Below are 21,813 nucleotides of genomic sequence, written 5' to 3' on the forward strand. Positions count from 1 at the left end.
GGCATCATTCCGAGAGGTTTCGCCAATGGCGCTTCAAGTCGTTAGACAAGGATGAAGATGCGATAGCTTCTGAGAAGCTGACCTTGTCCCGCTTGACCGGGGCGTGGTCCGAACGGAAATCCGAAGCGAGCGTCATTTGATCCTGATCAAGGAACCGAAGTAGTTTCCGGATGGTAGTCTTGGCCTCCCCAGCAAGCTTACGAACCAAGAGAAGGGGTATAGTTGACGCCCGGATCGCCCTTTCCTCCAATGCCGTCATCAGCGAAAGGGAAAGGTCGCAACGCTGCGCTATCCCTTTCAGTTCGGCCGGAGACAGGTGTTCGAAAGGATTGGCAATCTCGTCCGCGTCTTTAGTCGTCCACAAATGGCCAATGTCGGGGACATAATCATTGTCATGGCGCGGACTATCGCGGCCGTCGTCCGCCGTGAGCCAGTCTTCGTAGAAGCGCAGGATTTCCTCGCGATATTCCGGATGGAGTTCTGCCATGGCCACGATATCGTCATCGACCAAGTCCTCCTTGTCCATCAGGGCGATCAGGATGTCTTCCAGTGGCTGCGATTTATCGCTCATGTCTATTCCTCGTCTCCCGAGGCTCTTTTCCGGGCGTTTGCCAAAAGCTCACCTATCCTTCGGGTGCTGACGTTGAGTTTTTTGGCGGCGGTCATCTCGTTCGGATCGTTCGATTTCTGCTGAAGGCCTTCTACGTGGACCGCATGGACAGCGGCTCGCTCTCGTTCTGTCAACTTTGCCATCACGGCAGCCACGCGCGCCGCGGCTTCGGCGCGCGGCATTGAATGCCCAGCGTTTCTGTATCCAGCGGCATCGATCCAGTCCCGCGCTGACCGCTCTCCCACTTCGAAGTCCGTTTCGTTACGTTCGACACTTTCGCGGCGGTTAAGCTTTCTGATTTCATCGACGCTCTTCCGGAATACGGATGTTCCGAATAAGGCCTCGAGAACATCGGCTTTATTAGTACCGGAAAACACAAGCTCATGTAGCCAGTCGCTGACCTCCTGCGCCACGTCGTTAGCGTGTTGCTTCGACAAACCCGAGGCCCGTCTGAACGCGATGCCTTTGGTTCGGCTCACAAGCTCGTTCCAGAGTTCGAAATACCAAGGTTCTTCGCGATTTGGTCGCAAGTTGCGCATTATATAGACCAGAGCGGCGCTCGATACCGTCGTCTTCGCTTTGGCGAGCCCGCCACGAGGTTTGCGGAGCAGCTCCCTAAGCTCATCGACCAACTCGGCCGGCCTGTATAGCAGTGTCCCATCGTCTTGCGCCAAGGTCAGTGGTTGTAAATCAGGATCGTCTTGATAGCCGTCGCTTGTCATTCAACATTCACTCATCGTTCGGCGGAGAGGAAAGCGGAACCCCATCCGATTCAAAAATCGAATCGGTAGCAGGTTTGGCGAGAGTAGTCTGATTCTTCTCGCTCGGCGATTGTGTCGCTGTAGCTTTGCACAGGTCCTTCGCCTTACATTGTAAGAGGTCGCAGTTTGGTTTTGAGGTCGATTATTGGTGCCAGCGCCCGCATGGCTCCGATTTCGCTTTCTAACCGGAAACCTGTCAAACACATCTTTCAGGCCCAGGGGGAACGGCTTTCGAAGGTATCTTTGGTCGCGAGAACAAGCTGTCGACGGCGCGATTGGAAAGGCGAGGACATCACGATACCTGTGTACCTACAAAAGGGAGTTCCTCGATCTGGGAAGCCCGATCGAGCTGGAGGGCTACTGGCAGCCCTGCGACGTGGGGAGCGAGGGATATGGACCCTCGGCGTATTGACGGGTGTCGCCATCGGTGTCGGGATTGCGAACAGCGAGCTCTGGCGGCGCAACGCATTTAACTTTCGAATATCTCAGTCCTGATATCACCGAGTGCGTGCCACGATAGGACTACTCAAGTTCAGTTTTCGGACCAACCGGAGCGTCAACGCGTTGCGAAGCGGGAGAGGTGGCCCAACCGTCAATTCTTCCAAAAGACGCCCGCGCAGCCCTCAGAAGCCATGCGCAAGCGTTGGATTGAAGATCACCGCGAACGCCATGACTTGCCCCCGAAAGATTGGAATGCTGACGCGGCGCAGACCTTGAAAGCCAAAGCCGCACGCGTACAGCCCATGCAGGTTTTTGCGAAGACTGCAACGCCACGCAGGACAAGGCCCGCGAAATCGTGCCCTTGCCCGACCGGAGCCAAGACAGGAACTTTGAACGATGAAAGCCCCCCTGCCGCATAGCCTTACTCGCTTGCTCAATGGTGCGGCGTTGATTCCGTTGCCTGTCGAAATCATGGTTTTGAACATCCCCACGGAATCTCCCGAGGCTAAGACACGATGGAAAAACGCCCGATCCGACGAGCGCCGCACCGCACGTGATGCCCGAACGGATTTCAGTGGCGCGGAGTATGATCTGCCGTTTTGACAGGGGACTTGTTGGTTAGAATAGTCGCCACCAAGGCGACTTGGGGGCGGATTCCTCTATCTCCATTTCGAAAATCGGCTTTTCTTTGGGGCGCTTAATAAAAGAACGCGAAGGTTTCTTAGGCTCATATTTTGCAATCTCGGTGTAGTAATATTGATGCTTTATTGTGGGATGCTGCAACCGATTTTCGGTAGCATAATATAATCGTTCATAAGGCTGTCCCTTGTATTCAAAATGACAAAATAGATGGGGAAAATCATAGTAATCATCCCCATCAAAATTGACGCTTTCAACTGATTCATAAGGTATTGCGCCAATAAGAATTACCTTAGTGCCCTCCGTATTGCGGCTGTTTTCTTCCCATGTCCCATCCACCTGCTGGATGATGTGTGTCCATTGAAGGCCTAGCAGCACACCTCGATGATACGTACCCATGAGGCCGCAACGGAACCATGGGGAAATGCCCTTTTCTTCTGTGGCATCTGGATAGCAGTCCACGCGGGCGACATCATGGATAATTGCGTCTGTCCCGTAGTCGTGCTGTGCTTTCTCCAAAAAGAATTTTTCGAAAATGGGCCGCCATTTATCACGCGCGGCGATTTTCTGTTCTGGTGTGACACGGCTCTTTTTAGGCTTGAGAGGCCAATAGCTGCCGACGAGTCCACTTAGGCTAGCGATAATCGCTAGCGCAGGCTCGTAATCAGGGGCAGCATGGTACCAGAGGCAAGCGCCAATGAGCGCGGCAACCGAACAGATAAAAAGAATGAAACCTTGGACCTTTGTCATCGCTGTAGAGCTACCGTGTTTTTCTCGCCTACGCGAGAGTATCGTTTTTAAGGCGTTCGTTGGTATCGTGAAGACTTAGACAGGGGATTGGGGATGCTTATAACGCAGACGAACTACGAGCGAATTTATAAAACGATCAATTCCTTGCTGTTAAACGAAGGGTCTGACCCTTCCGTCGCCTGCATATTCTTCACGGCGTTTGGCGGTTGGATTTTAAAGCAACATTTCGGGATTGATACCCGTCCTCAAGGGGGGCTTGCTGCCTACCGGCTCGACGACGACGTTTTGATCTTTGGCGAGAAGACCGAAAACGGTTTTACCGGCGACGGGGAAGGTTTCCATTGCTGGTTAGAGGCGGATGGGTGGGTTATCGACTTCATGGCACCCGCTTGGCCGCAGTTGAAAAATACGCCGTTCCAGATTCCGGCCAAAATGTTTCAAAAGCGCAAGAGCGATATGTCAGAGTCCTTGGACGGCTTGAGCAAGTCAGGAGATTTTTTCCTCGCCGCGTCGGGCCATTCTACAATGAAACATATGCAGATTGTGACCTCTCGCCCTGCTTATGGCGACCTTGCCGATATCGCTTCGCTTTGGTTTCAGAAGCACCCTAAGAAAATGCGGTCCGAGATCGCAGTGGGAGACAGCAAAGGCAAGGTGAAAAACGTTCTCTTAACAGGAAATAGGCTTGTCGGAACTTGGTAAGTCCGCAGCCGCGCTATGAGCGGCGGAACGCATCGCGGCTGCGATCTACGTTGAAATATGCCTCTATCTCCCATATCGCGGCGGCGTATGTTTCGGTTTCCCGCGCCATGTCCCAGGTATGCGCCGCCAGCTTCCAAATCCACCGGCCCTCATTCGGATCATCCGGCCCTTGCCGCTTTCCTTTCCCAGCCGTTCGCCCGTAGTTTTGTCTGCGAAGCAGCCAAGCGGGGATTTTCGAGCATGATGGATGAAGAGTGGCGGGCGACATGGCTTAATATCGGCCTTTTGGTGCGGAATGTTATCGGCTTTCACGATCTGGCCGAGAATGAGGACAGCCTGACCGAGGCGTAGCGCGTGTCGTGACGTGGGATAGCAGCCTTTGAACCGCTTTTGACGCCACAGGAACAGGCCGACACCTTGCGGCGCATGGCTGATCAGATCGAGCGCCGCAGCGAAAGCGATCCTGTTAAGCGGACGTAGGAAAACCTGCAGTGACCGCAATTCGTGTCCGCTACGCTGCTATTAATGCACTGCCGATGCATCAATAAAAATTTCGATGCACTGGGAATGCACCGAAAGCCCAACATCACGACAAATATCGTTTTGTTAATATTCGTTACATTGGATCGATTTTGAACGTTTCGCTGTGATTGGCTTCTCGGTCGGCCTGTCCCGCCAGCGGTATTCCGCGGACTTAAGGTCTCCGGATCGGCAGTATTTCGTTGCACGACTGCCAGTTCGCCCCCGAAATCGGATGTGAGGATAATAAAGACCTCACTCAACGTCTTGATTTTAAACATTATTGACTCTTCGCCGTTTGAGAGAAAATGTGTGGAAAAGATCGATAAAAGGTTGACGGGCATGAGATTGACTGAACGCAAATTTTGCAGCGCACCATGGCATGAAGGTCCAGCACGCGGGTTCATCCAGCGCAATAGCAGTACCTATCACATCAGTAGTAATCGTTGGCCCCGGGGGCCGCCGCGCCTTTGATCGAGCGTAGCACCGCGAGTAAAAGAGTTATGGAGACGAAAATGCTGGAGCAGCAGATTTTCCTGACGGGCCCCCAAGTACAGCGGCGGTACCAAATTACTGAAATGACCCTCTGGCGTTGGCAAAGGGACAAACGACTGAACTTCCCAATGCCGATGCGCGTCAACCGACGCAGGCTCTATCTCGAGCAAGACTTAGTGGCCTGGGAGCTTGCACGAAAGAACCCGTAAAACGGTTTCCTGCCACGATGAGGTAACCTTGAAAAAAACTAGGCCGGCAAACGTTTGCAGGCCTAGTTTCATATGTCTCAATGGCGAGCTTAAGAGCCTTTGACGAACTGCTCGATCCGGTTGTGCCAGCGGCACAGAGCTTCGTATTTCTCGTTTATGTAAGCATACTGGTTATAAACGGCGGCAACACCGCTGACTTCCCCACTGACATGATTCAAGACTGCTTCGCAGACGTGCGGAAGAACCTTCATCTTAGCCATCTCTGTTGTTCCGGTTCGGCGAAGGTCATGAAGGGTCCACCTCGGGATGGATATCGTTGAGGTTTGTTCCGGAGAGGCACCCGCGGCCGATCCTTCAGCCCGTGCGATATCGAGCATCCTCTTATCAAGGTAAGTTTTAGCGTTGCTGAAGCCCGAAAATTGGCTCCGGTCATTTGTGGTGAATAGGAGTCCACTAGAGCCGCGCAGTCTAGGTAGACCTTGCATAAGCCGCTTCATTTGTGGTGTGCATGGATGTAGGTGTCCTTTGCGATTCTTCGAGCGATCAGCTGGAACTTCCCATATAGTGCCGAAGTCTGGATCATCGTAGAACTCGGAATACAGCGCTCCAGCGACTTCGTTTACTCGCGTCATCGACATCAAAACCATTTTGACCAAGTCACCGTAAGGGTAGCCGTAGTCATCGCACGCCAGCCAAAGCCAGCGGATTTCCGATTGGTTAAGTTTCCGTGTTCGGATCGATTCTGCGGTCGGTTTCACGAGCAGAGTGGTGGGCGTGGCGGGGATCAAGTCCTGCGGGACGCACCACTTGAAGAACGTCGATAAGACTGGCAGTGCCCTGTTTGCGGCAACTGGCGATCCCGCTGCGGCGATGCCAGCAATTAATTCGAAAAGTTCCGACCGGGTAATAGAGGATAGCAATCGGTCGGCGAGCCCTTGGAAGTGGTTTCGATAGAAGCCCTCCTTTGTGGCGACGGTACTGGGCCGATTTTGCACTTTGCAATATGTTTCGATATATTCCGCCCAAGCGTCTTTGAAAAGCTTTGCGCCCGCGACTTGAGCCGTGGCCACTGCCTCGGCCACCTTAGGTGTTCTCTGGTCAGCCCCGATGTTGATCCCAGCCTCAAGGTCGGCCGCATATTTTACCGCTGCCGCTCGGGCTGTCGTATGCGAGCAGTCAGGATATCTGCCTATCGTAATTTTTCCGCCGCCGAATTTAGAGTAGCGGAAGGCCCAGCTTTTTTGGCCCGTAGGTTGCACGACTAGATAGAGGCCAAGAATTATTCCTTCAGGAATCTCCTGCCGCTTGGCCGGCCGAGGCAGTCTGTCGATATTTTTAATGTCGAGCGCTTCGCGCATTAGATGCTCCCTTTTGAAAACTGTGGATAACCAGGGTAAGTCCCCGGGTAAAAACCGAAGCGTTAGCGCGCGTGCCTCACTGTTAGGTATAGCATCTTGAGAAATGAAAATAAAGTAATAATGTCAACGGCTTAGATGTCTGCTATTGTCATGTAGTGTGTTGCTGTGTTAGGAACGGGCCGAAATCTCCAAAACCGCAGGTCGTAGGTTCGAGCTCTGCTGCCCCTGCCATTTTCCAGAACTCTCGACCATAGCAAGTGCCTGGCAAATGCCAGGTCAGCATCGACATATGGCTCCTCACATCTTGATCTCGGCGCTGTAGCCTGCATCTGACGCGGCAAATATTTCGTCGGTATCTTGATCGGTATTCGATCGACCCACATCTGCTCCTCAGTATCCATGTCAGGCATTGACCGCGACGGTCCATGCCCGCCAATCTGCATTTGCATGGAAGCGTAGAGCCTTAAATGCCGGGTAATTGATCTTGGAGCCGAGACTGCCGTTGTGGCTCATCCCTGTCACCAACGCATAACCGTCAGGAAAATTGGATTGAAAACGGACTATGCCTTTCCAACTGCCGGTTCCCGTATTCGGGTCATAGATCTCGAAACCGGCGGCAACGGCCCCAATGATGTCTGCGAGATCGGCTGGCAGGATGTGAGGCTCGGGGTGGACGGTCTGTGGCATGTTGGAGAAGAGCGCGGCGGCCTGATGGTCAATCCCGGCCGCCCGATCTCAGCCGAGACGATGGCAATCCATCATATAATCGACGAGGACGTCTCGGACGCGCCATTGTGGAGGGATGTCGCCGGGCGTGTGCTGAGGCCGGAGGGCGGCGTGCTGGCCTTGGCGGCCCACCGTGCGTCTTTCGAGCAGCGCTACTGCACACCACGCCATAGCCGCGGCGCGGCTTGGATATGCACCTGGAAATGCTCTCTCCGCGTCTGGCCCCACCTTGCGAGCTTCTCGAACCAGATGCTGCGCTACCAGAGGATGCCGGAGGGCCTTGTCCGCGAGCTCGGCCTGCCAGCCCATCGGGCAACACCCGATGCCTATGTTACCGCTCACCATTTGCGTGACCTGTTGAACGCAGCCCCGCTTGAGCAGCTTCTTGCCTGGAGCATGGAGCCAGGGCTTTTGCCTCGGGTTCGCTCAGGACCCGACCGCGGCAAGGGCTGGGACCGTCTGAGCCCGGAAGCGCTGCGGGAATTTGCCAAAGACCGCGATGTCGATATCCGCTTCAGCGCCGAAACCGAATTGCGCCGCAGGGAAGGGACAGGTCCTCTGCCTATTGTTCCTCCAATAGGGCAGGGAAGCCTGTTTTGACGTACGGAGACGGTGATGATTCAAGGAGCGGAATCGCCGCAAATGGGCTGGACAAGCTTTCTTCGGGCACATGCATCTTTTTCGCGGGAATTGCGTTGTTAGGCTTTAGATTAAACCGAAAGGCAACGACCATGGATCCGATTACCAAAACCGCCGGCGCCGAAGACAAGCTGCAGTCGCATCTAGCCGAGATGGAAGCCCGGGCGATGGATGGCGGCCCAGCGCTGCTCGATGCTCCCCGCATCGACCGCCAGGCTCGCCTGCAGGCGCTCAAGGAGGAGGTTGCCGATCTGCAGCAGACGGTGGCCGGCATAAAGGCGAGGGTGGCCCGCACGCGGCAGCAAGCGGTATCGGTGGTGAAGTCGGGAGCGGAATGGGCGGATGCCAGCGCGCATGCGCAGCTCGGTTCCTACCCTTGGGCAAAGCTGGCTGGAGCCTCGGCCGCCACATTCGTCGGCACCAGGATTTTGCGCATGCTTCCCCTCGGCGGCATTCTCTCCATTGCAGCACCGCTGATCATCTCCCAGATCAAGGCAAGGAATGCCAAGCGCTAAATTTGAGTTCACCGATTTCCCGCCATGCGATCCCGTTTGAAATCGCATGGCGGGCGTGCCTCAGGCGAGAGGCCTTCACCTGCGGTGATCGCCCATCCGGACATAAAACGTTAATTATTACTCTTTGACGTTGACATCCCCGGTGGTTACGCCTATCTAGAGTTCATCGATCTTTTGCTTGCTGAACTTTGGTTGCCGCGCGATTAGCACCGCGCCTGACGAACTTCCCTTTCAAAATACATCGTTATCACCGCCTGCAGTGCTCATGGCATTGCGGTATTCTAAAAATGCTTTGAAAAGGGTTCATCATCATGACCACAGGCACAGTAAAATGGTTCAATTCCACTAAGGGCTTCGGCTTCATCCAGCCTGACAACGGCGGCGACGATGCTTTCGTCCATATCTCCGCTGTAGAGCGTGCTGGTATGCGCGAAATCGTTGAAGGCCAGAAGGTCAGCTACGACCTCGAGCGCGACAACAAGTCGGGCAAGATGTCTGCTTGCAACCTCCAGGCTGCATAATTTAAAGCTTTCTTCTTCGCCTTGACCACGGATGTACTGGCACTGCGACGAAAGAAATCTCTTTAAGGCCGGGTTTTCCCGGCCTTTTTCACGTTTTCTAATATTGCGATAGGACCCCGTCATGGCAAATGAAACATCGAAATCCCGCGAAGAAGCCGAAATCGCGTTCGCAGGGACGCAGACCCATTTCTATGCGCGCGGCCAAGCCGCTGAAGAACTCGACGCCATGGTCGCCGACCGCGAATCCAAGACCGCGCGCTTGCGCGAAGCCCGTCTCGCCAAGGATCGCCGCGATATGATTGCCGCGACCGCAGCAAGGCTTCAGAAGCGCTCTGCGAAAGCCTGAGCTCCCCAGTATACGATCTGCCGTCAACGTTATTTAGAGGCTGCGAAACCGTCGCAGCCTTTTTGCGTGAGACTGAATGCGTTGCAAGCGCGGTAGGTCCGCTGTGACGGCAGTTGACGCGATCCCGTCAGCGGCAACACTCCATCGCTGACAAAAGCTTCACTCAGCATTTCATTGAAATCTGTTCTACCGGTTCTGAAAATCGGTGTGGTCACAAGCAAACGCCGATATCTGAATTAACAGATACCGGCGCCGATAATGCTGACGGATTGTAGTCGGTCGGTGGCTCCGACTAGCGGGTGGCGCCCCAGATAAACGCCAATGCCGCGACGATCGAGACCGCCGTCAGTGGATTGCCAGTGACTGTGGTCTTCACATCGTCAAGGATACGGTTGAAGCTGGAACCGGTTGCAACGCTGGTCGGTTCGTCTTTCCAGTCGCGGACCCTTTCGGCCTCGCGCGAATCCGCCCGTCCCTGAGGGATCCCGCTGATGGACTGCGAGACCGGGTCGGACGCCGGAAACGTGTCTTCAAGTCCCTGTTCGAGAGAATCCTTGCCGAGCACGCGCTGGACATTCTGCTCCTTGAGCAGGGACGCAACTGCTGGCGAGATAGGGTCGTTCGGCATGATATTCCTCCTGGATTTAAAAACTCCCGCACTTATTGCAGGAGCCGAGCAAAGCTCTTTTCGTCTGGTACCTTGCCGTCTGGCGTCAGGTCATTGACAGCCTTGGGGAGATCCTGTGATAGGCGGCTCAGCAGTTCCTGCTCGCTCAATCCCGTCTTTTCCGTCAGTTCCCTGACGACATCCGGGCCGAGCGCCTGTGACAGCTGCTGGTTGTCGATCGGCGCGTTGTCGCCGGGCGATACCCATGAGTTTGCAGCATCGCCGTGACCGTTCTGTTGGAATTGCTCCAGCAATCCGCCAAGCCCACCGCTGAGGATGCCGCCCGCAGATCCACCGCCGAGCAAGCCTCCAAGGCCGCCTTGCGTCACACTGCCGAGCAAGCCACCGAGCCCGCCGGCCTGATCCTCGCTTTGTTGCGTTCCGGGCTGCTGGGGCGAGGGAGCCTGTCCGCTCTTGGTTAGGTTGCGCAGCACCTCCGCAATCTGGTCACGATGCTGATATCCTGCGACAGCGAGGACACCGAGGAGTGCTTTCATGGGGCCAAGGTTCATATTCATCTCCCAATGTTGATCGTAGTTAAGAATGCCGACGACGTCGGATTGTTCCGCCTGCCAGCCGCGCCGTCGCCGCAATCTCTAGTGCGGCAACGGGCATCTCGGTTGTATCCCTGAGAGGAGCGGTCAGGACATTTCATTGCGTGCGCTTTCACACGCAGTTCGCGGCCTGCCGGCGCTGCTCTAAAGCCTGTCCTCCCGGACCCAGACGCTGACGTTTCCGCCGTGCGTCGGAAACTGGCCCTTTCCGTCCTCGCCGACTTCTATCCTGTCGTCTCGTTGGCCAAGGAAATCCACGAACACGCCGCCGGCATGACCGGTGCCGAGCTCCACAGTCTTTTCGCCGGCCTCGCCATTCGAGAGGACCACCACGCAGCCCGGCGCATCGGCGGTACCGTGGCGCACAAAGCCGATGCAATTGGGATCGTCGAACAGGTCGGTCTGGGCGCCGTTGGCAAAGCGCTTCCTCGCTTCCACCAGTCGCGGCAGGCATTCGATCGCCGGCATGTCGACAGACCGCTCGTTGCCGTCCTTGTCATCCGTGTAGCTCGCGCCGTAGAGATCCGGATAGAAGACGCATGGTGTTCCCTGCTCACGAAGCAGGATGAGCGCGTAGGCAAGCGGCTTGAACCACGGCTCGACGGCCGCCTCGAGGGATTGCAGCGGCTGCGTATCGTGGTTGTCGACAAGGGTGACGGCGTGCTGGGGAAGGGCCGACACCAGCGATCCATCGAAGATCGTTCGCATGTCGAAATCGCCGCCCTGCTTCGACGCTTCGTGGAAGCGGTGGTGCAGCGCCACGTCGAACACCTGGAGTTGGTGGTCTACGAGCTCGAGATAGCTCTTCAGGACTTCCATGTCCGGATGCCAGTATTCGGCGACGACGAACAGGTCGCGGCCAGCGGTTTCCCTCATGTGCCCGACCCAGTCCCGGAAGAACCAGGCCGGAATGTGCTTCGCCGCATCCAGGCGGAACCCGTCTAGCGGTAGCTGCTCGGAGACCCAGCGGCCCCAGTATTTCAGCTCCTCATAGACGGCGTTGTTCCGGAATTCGACATTGGCGCCCATCAGGTAGTCGAAGTTGCCGTTTTCTTCGTCGACCTGCTCGTTCCATTCGCCGTCGCCATACTCGTTGACGAGCCGGAAGATGCCTTTTTCGTCAGGCTCCTCGGTGACATCGACGCCGCTGAAGCACTTCATATCCCAGATGAACTTGGAGTGCGCTCCATTGCGACCAGGGAAGGTGAAGCGTGTGTAGGCCAGCGCTTGGAATGCCTCGTCCTCGATCTGCGTTCTGTCCTCCGGATTGACGCGGCGAACCTTGACGCTTTCCTTTTCGTCGGCGCCCATCTTGTGGTTCAGCACGACGTCTAGGATGACGCAAACGCCGTTGGCTTTCAGGCTAGCGGCCGCGTTTTCGAGAGCGGCCCGGTCGCCGTATTTGGTCGCCACAGTGCCCTTTTGCTCGAACTCTCCCAGATCGAACAGATCGTAGGTGTCGTAACCGACAGAATAGCCGCCGGCGGCGCCCTTGTACGCTGGCGGCAACCAGACATCGGTAATGCCGATATTCGCAAGTCTTTCTGCCTTTTCAGCCACCTCGTTCCAGAGCCGGCCTCCGTCCGGATAGTACCAGTGAAAGAACTGCATCAGGGTGCGACCGGCCATGTTTTTCTATTTCCTCATGAATTGACGCGCCCATAACGGTCCGTCTCCAGATCTGTTCCGCTTCTTCGCGATGCAGGACGAAGTGCACCGCCCTGAAAGCGACCTCAGCGCGGCACAGTCTCGACATTCTTGCGGTCACCGGTCAGTGACAGCGCCAGCGCGGTGCAGATTGCGCCAGACAGCAGGTAGGCGCCGATTGCCCATATGCCGACATGGGTCGCCAGCGCGAGTACGATCAGGGGCGCAAACGCGGCACCCAGGAGCCAGGCGATATCGGAGGTGAACGCGGAGGCCGTGTAGCGAAATTGCGGTGCAAATCTGGTTGCAACGGCGCCGGACGATTGGCCGAAGGAAATGCCAAGCACGAAGAAACCGATCAGCAGGAAGACGTTCTGGCCGGCCTGCCCGAGTGTCAGCAGGAAGGGTGCTGCAAAAGCAAATATCGCGATTAGCAGCGCTCCCAGCAGCAGCTCGCGCGGCCGGCCGATCCGGTCGGCCAGCAAGCCGGAGAGGATGATGCCGACGACGGCAAACACCGATGCGCCAACCTGCCAGAGCAGCATATCGGCAGCACCGCGCCTGTCGGTGGCCACGCTCCAGCTCAGCGGAAAGATAGTCACGAGATAGATGGTCGCAAAAGCCGCGAGCGGCACGAAAGATCCGATCAGGATCTCGCGCCCTTGCGTGCGGATCGTCTCCAGCACCAGACGCGGCTGCAATTCACGCTCCAGCAGCGCCTGCTCGAAGGCCGGCGTCGCGACGATGCGAAGACGCGCAAAAAGGGCGACGACGTTGATGGCGAAGGCGACAAACAGCGGATAGCGCCATCCCCATGACAGGAAGTCATCGTCAGACAGGTTACCGACGAAATAGGCGAAGAGGACGGCGGCAAGAGCAAAGCCGATGGGCGCGCCGAGTTGCGGGATCATAGCGTACCATCCCCGCTGGTCTGCCGGTGCGTTCAAGGCGGAGAGCGAGGCCAGACCGTCCCAGGCTCCGCCGAGTGCGATCCCCTGAATAATCCGGAACGCCGCAAGCATGGCGATGACCGGCACGCCGAGCTCATCGTAGCTTGGCAGGAAGGCAACCGCTGCCGTCGATCCGCCAAGCAGGAATAGAGCAATGGTGAGTTTGGTGCCGCGACCATAGTTTCGGTCCACCCACATGAAGATGAGCGATCCGAACGGGCGGGCGATGAAGGCGAGCGAAAAGACGGCGAACGAGCAGAGGATCCTGTTCGTCTCGCCGTCGATGAAGGGGAACATCAGGCGGGGGAATACCAGAACCGATGCAATGCCGTAGACAAAGAAGTCGAAAAACTCAGACGTTCGCCCGATGATCACGCCGATGGAGACATTTGCCGGAGCGCTCGTCTCGCCGCGATGGAGGTCGCGGGCGTCTTCCTCCAGTGTCGATGACTTGGGGTTGGCATGATCTTGGCTCATCGTCGTCCCTCGCTCTTGCAGTCCGATATCAAGCCGCAACGCAGGCGGGCAAAATTGGTTGCGCACCATATTGAACAATATCTCTGCTTTTCACGCCAGCGCATCATTCGGTTCTACGAATGGAAGGCATCGCCGAGTAGGGGGCTTACGTGGGCGATCTGCAACCCAGGCTCTATTTCAGCGGGAAAGCACTTGAATGCCCGCAAGGTGGCGTGCTAAGGCACCCCAGCCGAAGCCGGCAGAGAATTCTCAAGGGGCTAATTTTAGCCGCGCCGGGGAGATCCTGCTGTTTAGGCCTGATAGATGCCGATCTGACCAGCGCGAAGGTTTCGCTGCTTCTCGGGTCGGTTTGCTGCATCTGCGGCAAAATTCGTGAGCGACTGATTCATCTCTTGTTAAAAAGGGAATCGGTCGTTATGTAAGGGTTCAACAGACACGCGGTGCGTGGGGCTGACTCGTTCAGCTTTACGCGCCGTAATTGCGTGGGCAGTCAATGGCATCCAAATCGAATCCGCTCGTGTTTCTCCGGCAGGTCCGCTCGGAGACAGCGAAAGTTACGTGGCCTTCGCGTCGTGAAACGGTGATCTCCACCGTCATGGTGCTGGTCATGGTGGTATTCGCGGCAATGTTTTTCTTTGCTGCCGACCAGCTTATTGGCTGGATTCTTGGTTACGTGCTGCAGGCCGGCAATTAATATCGAGTGGAGATGAAGATGGCGGCACGTTGGTACATCGTCCACGCTTATTCTAATTTTGAGAAGAAGGTTGCCGAGGATATCGAGAACAAGGCGCGTCAGAAGGGTCTGTCGCACCTGTTCGAGAAGATCCTCGTACCGACCGAAAAGGTGGTTGAAGTGCGCCGCGGCCGCAAGGTCGATGCAGAGCGCAAGTTCTTTCCGGGCTACGTCATGGTTCGGGCTAACCTGACCGACGAAGCCTATCACCTGATCAAGAATACGCCGAAGGTCACTGGCTTCCTCGGTTCCGACAACAAGCCGGTTCCGATCCCCGACAGCGAGGCTGATCGCATTCTCGGTCAGGTTCAGGAAGGTGTCGAGCGTCCGAAGGCCTCCATCTCGTTCGAGATCGGCGAGCAGGTTCGCGTTTCCGACGGTCCGTTCGCTTCTTTCAACGGCACGGTACAGGATGTCGATGAAGAGCGTTCGCGCCTCAAGGTGGAAGTCTCCATCTTCGGCCGCGCCACGCCGGTCGAACTCGAATACGCACAGGTCGAGAAGGTCTGAGTTTTTTAAATTCACCATCCGTCATTTGCGTGACGGATGGTGCGCGGCGTTTGCCGCAAGCGCGTGGAAGGGCAGGGCTCTAGCCGAACCTGACGTCCGTACCACGCAACCGCAGCCGCCGGAGCGATCCGGCATCAACGGCCGGGCAACCGGCCAACAGTGAAAGGCAGAGAGATATGGCTAAGAAAGTTGCAGGCCAGCTCAAGCTTCAGGTCAAGGCAGGATCGGCTAACCCGTCCCCGCCAATCGGCCCGGCGCTTGGTCAGCGTGGCGTAAACATCATGGAATTCTGCAAGGCGTTCAATGCCGCCACGCAGGAAATGGAAAAGGGCATGCCGATCCCGGTCGTCATCACCTACTACCAGGACAAGTCCTTCACCTTCATCATGAAGCAGCCGCCAGTCAGCTACTTCCTGAAGAAGGAAGCAAAGATCACTTCGGGATCGAAGCTGCCAGGCAAGACCAAGGCAGGCGAAATCTCCCGTGACCAGGTTCGCAGCATCGCTACGGCGAAGATGAAGGACCTGAACGCCGCGGATATCGAAGGTGCAATGGCCATGATCGAGGGCTCCGCCCGCGCTATGGGCCTGGAAGTGGTAGGTTAATCCGATGGTTGCGAAGCGCATCAAGAAAATCCGCGTCGGCGTCGATCCGACCCAGCTCTACGCTCTCGACCTCGCCATCGGCATGGTCAAGGAACGGGCTATCGCCAAGTTCGACGAAACTGTCGAAGTCTCCATGAACCTCGGCGTCGACCCACGTCACGCCGACCAGATGGTCCGTGGCGTCGTCAACCTGCCGAACGGCACCGGCCGTGACGTTCGCGTCGCCGTCTTCGCTCGTGGCGCAAAGGCTGACGAAGCTCGCGCAGCTGGCGCCGATGTCGTTGGCGCCGAAGACTTGGTCGAAATCGTCCAGGGCGGCAAGATCGACTTCGACCGTTGCATCGCAACGCCTGACATGATGCCGCTGGTCGGTCGTCTCGGCAAGGTTCTCGGCCCGCGCGGCATGATGCCTAACCCGAAGGTCGGCACCGTGACCATGGACGTCGCTGGCGCTGTCAAGGCATCCAAGGGCGGCGCTGTCGAGTTCCGCGTCGAGAAGGCTGGCATCGTCCACGCCGGCATCGGCAAGGCCTCGTTCGAGCCGAAGGCGCTGGAAGAAAACATCCGCGCATTCGCCGACGCCGTCATCAAGGCAAAGCCGGCTGGCGCCAAGGGCATTTATGTCAAGCGCGTCGCCATCTCTTCGACCATGGGCCCAGGCGTCCGTATCGAAGTTGCCTCGGTCACCGCACCGGTCTGATAATTCGGCCGGGCGCAAGTCCGGCCATCAAGAATTCCCGACCTCTCCGGAGGTTGGGATTTCCGGAGAAATCCGGAATTCCTGTCCGAGATTGCAGGTGGTTATCCCTTAATCACTGATGCCTGCATGAGACGGGTAAGACCCGAATTTGGATGAAGTTTTTGACTTCGATAAACTCGGTTCGAGCCTTGGATGCCTTGTGTTCTGCGATCCCCCGGGGTCCAGGCGCGAGGGGACAGGATCCTCAAGCGTCGCTTGGGATCTCATCGATCCCTTGAGGCAAAAGGCAACCCGGCAGGGCCGTCCTACACGGACCTGTCAACTGGAGAAAAGCAGTGGAAAAAGCGGAAAAGCGCGAATTCGTCACGGAACTGAACGGGGTCTTCCAGGCCGCCGGCTCAGTCGTCGTGGCCCACTATGCTGGTGTCACAGTCGCACAGATGAACGACTTCCGTTCGAAGATGCGCGCTGCTGGCGGCACCGTCAAAGTCGCGAAGAACCGCCTGGCCAAGATTGCTCTTCAGGGCACTGAGTCGGAAGGGATGTCTGATCTCTTCAAGGGTCAAACGCTGATCGCTTACAGCGCAGACCCGATTACGGCTCCTAAGGTACTCGTGGATTTTGCCAAGACCAATGACAAGATCATTGTTCTCGGTGGTTCCATGGGATCGACCACACTCAACGCGGACGCTGTCCGGTCGCTTGCGACCCTGCCTTCGCTTGATGAACTGCGTTCGAAGCTGCTGGCCATGATCCAGACCCCAGCTACCCGTATCGCAGGCGTCGTTGCAGCACCGGCAGCTCAGCTTGCTCGCGTGTTTGCCGCCTATGCCAAGAAGGACGAAGAAGCCGCTTGAGGCGGTTTTTCGCTGTTACATTAAACCAGATCGAACCGAATAAAAAAGGAACTATACCATGGCTGATCTCGCAAAGATCGTAGACGACCTTTCTGCTCTGACCGTTCTCGAAGCCGCTGAACTGTCGAAGCTCCTCGAAGAAAAGTGGGGCGTTTCCGCTGCTGCTCCGGTTGCTGCTGCAGCCGCTGCTGGCGGTGGCGCTGCTGCTGTCGTCGAAGAAGAAAAGACTGAGTTCGACGTCGTCCTCACGGACGTTGGCGCGAACAAGATCAACGTCATCAAGGAAGTCCGCGCAATCACAGGTCTCGGCCTGAAGGAAGCTAAGGACCTCGTTGAAGCCGCTCCTAAGGCTGTCAAGGAAGGCGTCAACAAGGCTGAAGCCGCTGACATCAAGAAGAAGCTCGAAGACGCCGGCGCTAAGGTCGACGTTAAGTAATCTTCAAACTGCGTTTGGGGGGTGGCTTCGTGCCGCCTCCCATTTGCCGTTTTTTCTGAACGCCTTACCTAAGGGCCGCATCTTCGGCTTTTCGGTAATGAGTTCTTCAAGAGGATAGTCTCCAGGCGAATACGACACGGCATCCGCGCCTGCGCATTCGAATGTGAGACGAGATTGAACCACTCATTGATAGACGGGATCGCCTGGCCAGCGGTTCCCGTCAGTTGCAGGCCCGGATGCAAGATTTTGAAGGAGCGACGATGGCTCAGACCCTTTCGTTCAACGGTCGTAGGCGCGTACGCAGATTTTTTGGTAAGATTCCTGAAGTTGCAGAGATGCCGAACCTCATTGAGGTTCAGAAGGCATCCTACGACCAGTTTTTGCTTGTTGATGAGCCCAAGGGCGGTCGCCCCGACGAGGGCCTTCAGTCGGTTTTCAAGTCGGTGTTCCCGATAACTGATTTTTCCGGCACCTCGATGCTTGAATTCGTCTCGTACGAATTCGAACCGCCGAAGTTCGACGTCGACGAATGCCGTCAGCGCGACCTGACCTACGCAGCGCCGCTGAAGGTGACGCTGCGCCTCATCGTGTTCGATATTGACGAAGATACGGGCGCGAAGTCCATCAAGGACATCAAGGAACAGTCGGTCTACATGGGCGACATGCCCCTGATGACCAATAACGGCACCTTTGTCGTCAACGGCACCGAGCGCGTCATCGTCTCGCAGATGCACCGTTCGCCAGGCGTGTTCTTCGACCATGACAAGGGCAAGAGCCACTCATCCGGCAAGCTGCTGTTTGCTGCCCGCGTCATCCCTTATCGCGGTTCCTGGCTCGATATCGAATTCGACGCCAAGGACATCGTCTACGCCCGTATCGACCGTCGCCGCAAGATCCCGGTAACGTCGCTGCTGATGGCGCTCGGCATGGACGGCGAAGAAATCCTCGAGACCTTCTACACCAAGTCGACCTATGAGCGCTCCGGCGACGGCTGGCGCATTCCGTTCATCGCCGAGACGCTGAAAGGCGCCAAGACGATCACCGACATGATCGATGCCGACACCGGCGAAGTCGTTGTCGAAGGCGGAAAGAAGCTGACCCCGCGCCTGCTCAAGCAGTTGACCGAGAAAGGCCTCAAGGCCCTCAAGGCGACCGACGAAGAGCTGTACGGCAACTTCCTCGCCGAAGACATCGTCAACTTCGAGACCGGCGAGATCTATCTCGAAGCCGGCGACGAACTCGACGAAAAGACGCTGCCGATCATCCTCAAGGCCGGTTTCAACGAGATCCCGGTTCTCGGTATCGACCACATCAACATCGGCGCCTACATCCGCAACACGCTCTCGGTCGACAAGAACGAGAACCGTCAGGATGCGCTGTTCGATATCTACCGCGTCATGCGTCCGGGCGAGCCGCCGACAATGGACTCGGCCGAAGCCATGTTCAACTCGCTGTTCTTCGACAGCGAGCGTTACGACCTGTCGGCTGTCGGCCGCGTCAAGATGAACATGCGTCTTGACCTCGAAGTCGAGGACACTGTCCGCACGCTGCGCAAGGAAGACATCCTCGCAGTCGTCAAGATGCTGGTCGAACTGCGCGACGGCAAGGGCGAAATCGACGACATCGACAACCTCGGTAACCGCCGTGTACGTTCGGTCGGCGAATTGATGGAAAATCAGTACCGCCTCGGCCTGCTTCGCATGGAGCGCGCTATCAAGGAACGCATGTCGTCGATCGAGATCGACACCGTCATGCCGCAGGACCTGATCAACGCCAAGCCAGCCGCTGCTGCCGTCCGCGAATTCTTCGGCTCCTCGCAGCTGTCGCAGTTCATGGACCAGGTGAACCCGCTCTCGGAAATCACCCACAAGCGCCGTCTCTCGGCTCTTGGACCGGGCGGTCTGACCCGCGAGCGCGCCGGCTTCGAAGTCCGCGACGTGCATCCGACCCACTACGGTCGTATTTGCCCGATCGAGACTCCGGAAGGCCCGAACATCGGTCTGATCAACTCGCTGGCCACCTTTGCCCGCGTCAACAAGTACGGCTTCATCGAAAGCCCTTACCGTAAGATCATCGACGGCAAGGTCACCTTCGAAGTGCTTTATCTCTCCGCCATGGAAGAGGCCAAGTACTACGTTGCCCAGGCCAACGCCGAAATGAACCCCGATGGCTCGTTTGCCGAAGAGTTCGTGGTTTGCCGTCATGCCGGCGAAGTCATGCTTGCTCCGCGCGACAACATCAACTTGATGGACGTCTCGCCGAAGCAGCTGGTTTCGGTCGCTGCCGCGCTGATCCCGTTCCTGGAAAACGACGACGCCAACCGCGCTCTGATGGGCTCGAACATGCAGCGTCAGGCCGTGCCTCTGCTGCGTGCCGAAGCTCCGTTCGTCGGCACCGGCATGGAGCCGATCGTTGCCCGTGACTCCGGCGCTGCCATCGGCGCCCGTCGTGGCGGCGTGGTCGACCAGGTGGATGCGACACGTATCGTTATCCGCGCTACGGAAGGCCTCGATGCTTCGAAGTCCGGCGTAGATATCTACCGCCTGATGAAGTTCCAGCGTTCGAACCAGAACACCTGCGTCAACCAGCGTCCGCTGGTCACCGTTGGTGACGTCGTCAACCGCGGCGACATCCTGGCCGACGGTCCTTCGACCGATCTCGGCGATCTGGCGCTCGGCCGGAACGTGCTCGTCGCGTTCATGCCATGGAACGGCTACAACTACGAAGACTCGATCCTGCTTTCCGAGCGTATCGTTGCTGACGACGTGTTCACCTCCATCCACATCGAAGAATTCGAAGTGATGGCGCGCGACACCAAGCTTGGTCCGGAAGAAATCACGCGCGACATTCCTAACGTATCGGAAGAAGCGCTGAAGAACCTCGACGAAGCCGGTATCGTCTACATCGGTGCCGAAGTGACGCCGGGCGACATTCTGGTCGGCAAGATCACACCGAAGGGCGAGAGCCCGATGACGCCGGAAGAAAAGCTTCTGCGCGCCATCTTCGGCGAGAAGGCCTCCGACGTTCGCGACACATCCATGCGGATGCCTCCGGGCACCTACGGTACCGTCGTTGAAGTTCGCGTTTTCAACCGCCACGGCGTTGAAAAGGACGAACGTGCGATGGCGATCGAGCGGGAAGAAATCGAACGTCTCGCCAAGGACCGCGACGACGAACAGGCGATCCTCGACCGTAACGTCTACGGCCGCCTGATAGAAAACCTGCGCGGTCAGGTGTCGGTTGCCGGTCCAAAGGGCTTCAAGAAGGGCGTCGAGCTCTCCAACGCCGTCATCTCCGAATATCCCCGCTCGCAGTGGTGGATGTTTGCAGTCGAGGACGAGCGGATCCAGGGCGAAGTCGAAGCGCTCCGTGGCCAGTACGACGAATCCAAGTCGCGCCTTGAACAGCGCTTCATGGACAAGGTCGAAAAGGTCCAGCGCGGCGACGAAATGCCTCCGGGCGTCATGAAGATGGTCAAGGTCTTCGTCGCTGTTAAGCGCAAGATCCAGCCAGGCGACAAGATGGCTGGCCGTCACGGCAACAAGGGCGTTGTTTCGCGCATCTTGCCGGTTGAGGACATGCCTTTCCTCGAAGACGGTACGCATGTCGACATCGTGCTGAACCCGCTCGGCGTTCCGTCGCGCATGAACGTTGGCCAGATCCTCGAAACCCATCTGGGTTGGGCCTGCGCCGGCATGGGTCGCCAGATCGGCGATCTTCTGGAAGCCTACAAGGCAGGTGGCGATATCGCGCCGCTGCGCAAGACGATCGACGACGTCGTCGGCTCTGGTCCGAAGGGCGACGAAGTCAGGGAGTACGACGACGAGTCCGTCGTTCGCCTGGCCGATCAGTGGAAGCGCGGCGTATCGATTGCAACGCCTGTATTCGACGGTGCCCATGAAGCCGACGTCAACGACATGCTGCGTCTTGCCGGTCTCAAGGAAAGCGGCCAGTCGACGCTTTACGACGGACGTACAGGTGAACAGTTCGACCGTCAGGTGACAGTCGGCTACATCTATATGTTGAAGCTGAACCACTTGGTCGACGACAAGATCCATGCCCGTTCGATCGGTCCTTACTCGCTCGTGACCCAGCAGCCGCTGGGTGGCAAGGCGCAGTTCGGCGGTCAGCGCTTCGGGGAAATGGAAGTCTGGGCACTGGAAGCATACGGTGCGGCATACACGCTGCAGGAAATGCTGACGGTGAAGTCGGACGACGTGGCCGGGCGTACCAAGGTTTACGAAGCGATCGTCCGTGGCGACGATACCTTCGAGGCCGGTATTCCGGAAAGCTTCAACGTTCTCGTCAAGGAAATGCGTTCGCTGGGTCTGAGCGTCGAGCTGGAGAATTCCAAGCTCGAGGATCTGCAGCCAGTGCAGTTGCCGGACGCGGCCGAATAACAATCGATAAGGTGCGCGCTGCCTTAGGCAGCGCGCATCGTCCCTC

22 protein-coding genes are annotated in these 21,813 nt (G+C 57.2%); 14 read left to right on the plus strand and 8 right to left on the minus strand.

Annotation, left to right across the window (positions count from 1 at the left end; translation table 11 throughout):
* Positions 1 to 4 precede the first annotated feature (4 nt).
* Positions 5 to 571 carry a hypothetical protein gene (locus PR018_RS05360; protein WP_142828882.1) on the minus strand — a complete coding sequence of 189 codons (567 nt, stop codon included), beginning with the start codon at positions 569 to 571 and terminating at the stop codon, positions 5 to 7.
* Between the two features lie 2 nt (positions 572 to 573).
* Positions 574 to 1,332 carry a hypothetical protein gene (locus tag PR018_RS05365; RefSeq protein WP_142828880.1) on the minus strand — a complete coding sequence of 253 codons (759 nt, stop codon included), beginning with the start codon at positions 1,330 to 1,332 and terminating at the stop codon, positions 574 to 576.
* A gap of 876 nt (positions 1,333 to 2,208) precedes the next feature.
* Between PR018_RS05365 and PR018_RS05370 the strand changes: the two genes are divergently transcribed.
* A complete protein-coding gene (locus PR018_RS05370; protein WP_142828878.1) occupies positions 2,209 to 2,415 on the plus strand; it encodes a hypothetical protein in 207 nt (68 codons plus the stop codon).
* Positions 2,416 to 2,430: 15 nt separating this feature from the next.
* Here the strand turns inward: PR018_RS05370 and PR018_RS05375 are convergent, their stop codons facing one another.
* Positions 2,431 to 3,201 carry a hypothetical protein gene (locus tag PR018_RS05375; protein ID WP_205470409.1) on the minus strand — a complete coding sequence of 257 codons (771 nt, stop codon included), beginning with the start codon at positions 3,199 to 3,201 and terminating at the stop codon, positions 2,431 to 2,433.
* A 93-nt stretch (positions 3,202 to 3,294) separates the two neighbouring features.
* Here PR018_RS05375 and PR018_RS05380 point away from each other — a divergent pair, with 93 nt between their 5' ends.
* Entirely contained in the window at positions 3,295 to 3,903 is a 609-nt protein-coding gene (locus PR018_RS05380) for a DUF2026 family protein (protein ID WP_142828876.1), read from the plus strand.
* A gap of 1,034 nt (positions 3,904 to 4,937) precedes the next feature.
* Complete coding sequence (locus PR018_RS05385) at positions 4,938 to 5,126, plus strand: helix-turn-helix domain-containing protein (protein ID WP_244615221.1); 189 nt, start codon at positions 4,938 to 4,940, stop codon at positions 5,124 to 5,126.
* A gap of 89 nt (positions 5,127 to 5,215) precedes the next feature.
* Here PR018_RS05385 and PR018_RS05390 read toward each other — a convergent pair whose 3' ends face one another.
* Positions 5,216 to 6,484, minus strand: coding sequence for a tyrosine-type recombinase/integrase (locus PR018_RS05390; protein ID WP_142828872.1), 1,269 nt, complete (start codon positions 6,482 to 6,484; stop codon positions 5,216 to 5,218).
* 549 nt (positions 6,485 to 7,033) lie between these two features.
* Here PR018_RS05390 and PR018_RS05395 point away from each other — a divergent pair.
* From PR018_RS05395 to PR018_RS05410, 4 genes are all read left to right on the plus strand, one after another.
* Complete coding sequence (locus PR018_RS05395) at positions 7,034 to 7,810, plus strand: DNA polymerase III subunit epsilon (RefSeq protein WP_142822266.1); 777 nt, start codon at positions 7,034 to 7,036, stop codon at positions 7,808 to 7,810.
* Positions 7,811 to 7,941: 131 nt separating this feature from the next.
* Positions 7,942 to 8,364, plus strand: a complete 423-nt coding sequence (locus PR018_RS05400) for a hypothetical protein (RefSeq protein ID WP_142822267.1) — start codon at positions 7,942 to 7,944, stop codon at positions 8,362 to 8,364.
* Positions 8,365 to 8,675: 311 nt separating this feature from the next.
* Entirely contained in the window at positions 8,676 to 8,885 is a 210-nt protein-coding gene (locus tag PR018_RS05405) for a cold-shock protein (RefSeq protein WP_111220660.1), read from the plus strand.
* A 121-nt stretch (positions 8,886 to 9,006) separates the two neighbouring features.
* Positions 9,007 to 9,231 (plus strand): hypothetical protein, encoded by a 225-nt coding sequence (locus PR018_RS05410; protein ID WP_111220661.1) that lies wholly within the window; start codon positions 9,007 to 9,009, stop codon positions 9,229 to 9,231.
* A gap of 292 nt (positions 9,232 to 9,523) precedes the next feature.
* Here the strand turns inward: PR018_RS05410 and PR018_RS05415 are convergent, their stop codons facing one another.
* The 4 genes from PR018_RS05415 to PR018_RS05430 all read right to left on the minus strand — a co-directional run bounded on the left by PR018_RS05415 (position 9,524) and on the right by PR018_RS05430 (position 13,526).
* Positions 9,524 to 9,859 (minus strand): hypothetical protein, encoded by a 336-nt coding sequence (locus tag PR018_RS05415; RefSeq protein ID WP_142822268.1) that lies wholly within the window; start codon positions 9,857 to 9,859, stop codon positions 9,524 to 9,526.
* 32 nt (positions 9,860 to 9,891) lie between these two features.
* Positions 9,892 to 10,410: a YidB family protein gene (locus PR018_RS05420; protein ID WP_142822269.1), complete on the minus strand. Its 519-nt coding sequence runs from the start codon at positions 10,408 to 10,410 to the stop codon at positions 9,892 to 9,894.
* A gap of 186 nt (positions 10,411 to 10,596) precedes the next feature.
* Entirely contained in the window at positions 10,597 to 12,081 is a 1,485-nt protein-coding gene (gene amyA / locus PR018_RS05425) for an alpha-amylase (RefSeq protein WP_142822270.1), read from the minus strand.
* Between the two features lie 104 nt (positions 12,082 to 12,185).
* Positions 12,186 to 13,526 carry an MFS transporter gene (locus PR018_RS05430; protein ID WP_142822271.1) on the minus strand — a complete coding sequence of 447 codons (1,341 nt, stop codon included), beginning with the start codon at positions 13,524 to 13,526 and terminating at the stop codon, positions 12,186 to 12,188.
* A 493-nt stretch (positions 13,527 to 14,019) separates the two neighbouring features.
* Between PR018_RS05430 and secE the strand changes: the two genes are divergently transcribed.
* From secE to rpoB, 7 genes are all read left to right on the plus strand, one after another.
* Positions 14,020 to 14,220 (plus strand): preprotein translocase subunit SecE, encoded by a 201-nt coding sequence (secE, locus tag PR018_RS05435; protein ID WP_111220666.1) that lies wholly within the window; start codon positions 14,020 to 14,022, stop codon positions 14,218 to 14,220.
* Between the two features lie 18 nt (positions 14,221 to 14,238).
* Positions 14,239 to 14,769, plus strand: coding sequence for a transcription termination/antitermination protein NusG (gene nusG, locus PR018_RS05440; RefSeq protein ID WP_142822272.1), 531 nt, complete (start codon positions 14,239 to 14,241; stop codon positions 14,767 to 14,769).
* Between the two features lie 176 nt (positions 14,770 to 14,945).
* Positions 14,946 to 15,374 carry a 50S ribosomal protein L11 gene (rplK, locus tag PR018_RS05445; RefSeq protein ID WP_111220668.1) on the plus strand — a complete coding sequence of 143 codons (429 nt, stop codon included), beginning with the start codon at positions 14,946 to 14,948 and terminating at the stop codon, positions 15,372 to 15,374.
* Between the two features lie 4 nt (positions 15,375 to 15,378).
* Positions 15,379 to 16,074: a 50S ribosomal protein L1 gene (rplA, locus tag PR018_RS05450; protein WP_142822273.1), complete on the plus strand. Its 696-nt coding sequence runs from the start codon at positions 15,379 to 15,381 to the stop codon at positions 16,072 to 16,074.
* A gap of 335 nt (positions 16,075 to 16,409) precedes the next feature.
* The gene (rplJ, locus tag PR018_RS05455) at positions 16,410 to 16,931 is read left to right on the plus strand and encodes a 50S ribosomal protein L10 (RefSeq protein ID WP_142822274.1); all 522 of its coding nucleotides are present in this window, start codon (positions 16,410 to 16,412) and stop codon (positions 16,929 to 16,931) included.
* A gap of 58 nt (positions 16,932 to 16,989) precedes the next feature.
* Positions 16,990 to 17,367, plus strand: a complete 378-nt coding sequence (gene rplL, locus PR018_RS05460; protein ID WP_142822275.1) for a 50S ribosomal protein L7/L12 — start codon at positions 16,990 to 16,992, stop codon at positions 17,365 to 17,367.
* A gap of 260 nt (positions 17,368 to 17,627) precedes the next feature.
* Positions 17,628 to 21,767, plus strand: coding sequence for a DNA-directed RNA polymerase subunit beta (gene rpoB, locus PR018_RS05465; RefSeq protein WP_142822276.1), 4,140 nt, complete (start codon positions 17,628 to 17,630; stop codon positions 21,765 to 21,767).
* The last annotated feature ends 46 nt before the right edge of the window (positions 21,768 to 21,813 follow it).

Origin of the sequence: Rhizobium rhododendri (assembly GCF_007000325.2) — a bacterium.
In the GTDB taxonomy this organism is placed as follows: domain Bacteria; phylum Pseudomonadota; class Alphaproteobacteria; order Rhizobiales; family Rhizobiaceae; genus Rhizobium; species Rhizobium rhododendri.

Bases quoted from the DNA above. Each gene is read 5' to 3' on its own strand.
- PR018_RS05360 (WP_142828882.1), bottom strand. From the start codon at position 571: ATGAGCGATAAATCGCAGCCACTGGAAGACATCCTGATCGCCCTGATG.
- PR018_RS05365 (WP_142828880.1), bottom strand. From the start codon at position 1,332: ATGACAAGCGACGGCTATCAAGACGATCCTGATTTACAACCACTGACC.
- PR018_RS05370 (WP_142828878.1), top strand. From the start codon at position 2,209: ATGAAAGCCCCCCTGCCGCATAGCCTTACTCGCTTGCTCAATGGTGCG.
- PR018_RS05375 (WP_205470409.1), bottom strand. From the start codon at position 3,201: ATGACAAAGGTCCAAGGTTTCATTCTTTTTATCTGTTCGGTTGCCGCG.
- PR018_RS05380 (WP_142828876.1), top strand. From the start codon at position 3,295: ATGCTTATAACGCAGACGAACTACGAGCGAATTTATAAAACGATCAAT.
- PR018_RS05385 (WP_244615221.1), top strand. From the start codon at position 4,938: ATGCTGGAGCAGCAGATTTTCCTGACGGGCCCCCAAGTACAGCGGCGG.
- PR018_RS05390 (WP_142828872.1), bottom strand. From the start codon at position 6,484: ATGCGCGAAGCGCTCGACATTAAAAATATCGACAGACTGCCTCGGCCG.
- PR018_RS05400 (WP_142822267.1), top strand. From the start codon at position 7,942: ATGGATCCGATTACCAAAACCGCCGGCGCCGAAGACAAGCTGCAGTCG.
- PR018_RS05405 (WP_111220660.1), top strand. From the start codon at position 8,676: ATGACCACAGGCACAGTAAAATGGTTCAATTCCACTAAGGGCTTCGGC.
- PR018_RS05410 (WP_111220661.1), top strand. From the start codon at position 9,007: ATGGCAAATGAAACATCGAAATCCCGCGAAGAAGCCGAAATCGCGTTC.
- PR018_RS05415 (WP_142822268.1), bottom strand. From the start codon at position 9,859: ATGCCGAACGACCCTATCTCGCCAGCAGTTGCGTCCCTGCTCAAGGAG.
- PR018_RS05420 (WP_142822269.1), bottom strand. From the start codon at position 10,410: ATGAACCTTGGCCCCATGAAAGCACTCCTCGGTGTCCTCGCTGTCGCA.
- amyA (WP_142822270.1), bottom strand. From the start codon at position 12,081: ATGGCCGGTCGCACCCTGATGCAGTTCTTTCACTGGTACTATCCGGAC.
- PR018_RS05430 (WP_142822271.1), bottom strand. From the start codon at position 13,526: ATGAGCCAAGATCATGCCAACCCCAAGTCATCGACACTGGAGGAAGAC.
- secE (WP_111220666.1), top strand. From the start codon at position 14,020: ATGGCATCCAAATCGAATCCGCTCGTGTTTCTCCGGCAGGTCCGCTCG.
- nusG (WP_142822272.1), top strand. From the start codon at position 14,239: ATGGCGGCACGTTGGTACATCGTCCACGCTTATTCTAATTTTGAGAAG.
- rplK (WP_111220668.1), top strand. From the start codon at position 14,946: ATGGCTAAGAAAGTTGCAGGCCAGCTCAAGCTTCAGGTCAAGGCAGGA.
- rplA (WP_142822273.1), top strand. From the start codon at position 15,379: ATGGTTGCGAAGCGCATCAAGAAAATCCGCGTCGGCGTCGATCCGACC.
- rplL (WP_142822275.1), top strand. From the start codon at position 16,990: ATGGCTGATCTCGCAAAGATCGTAGACGACCTTTCTGCTCTGACCGTT.
- rpoB (WP_142822276.1), top strand. From the start codon at position 17,628: ATGGCTCAGACCCTTTCGTTCAACGGTCGTAGGCGCGTACGCAGATTT.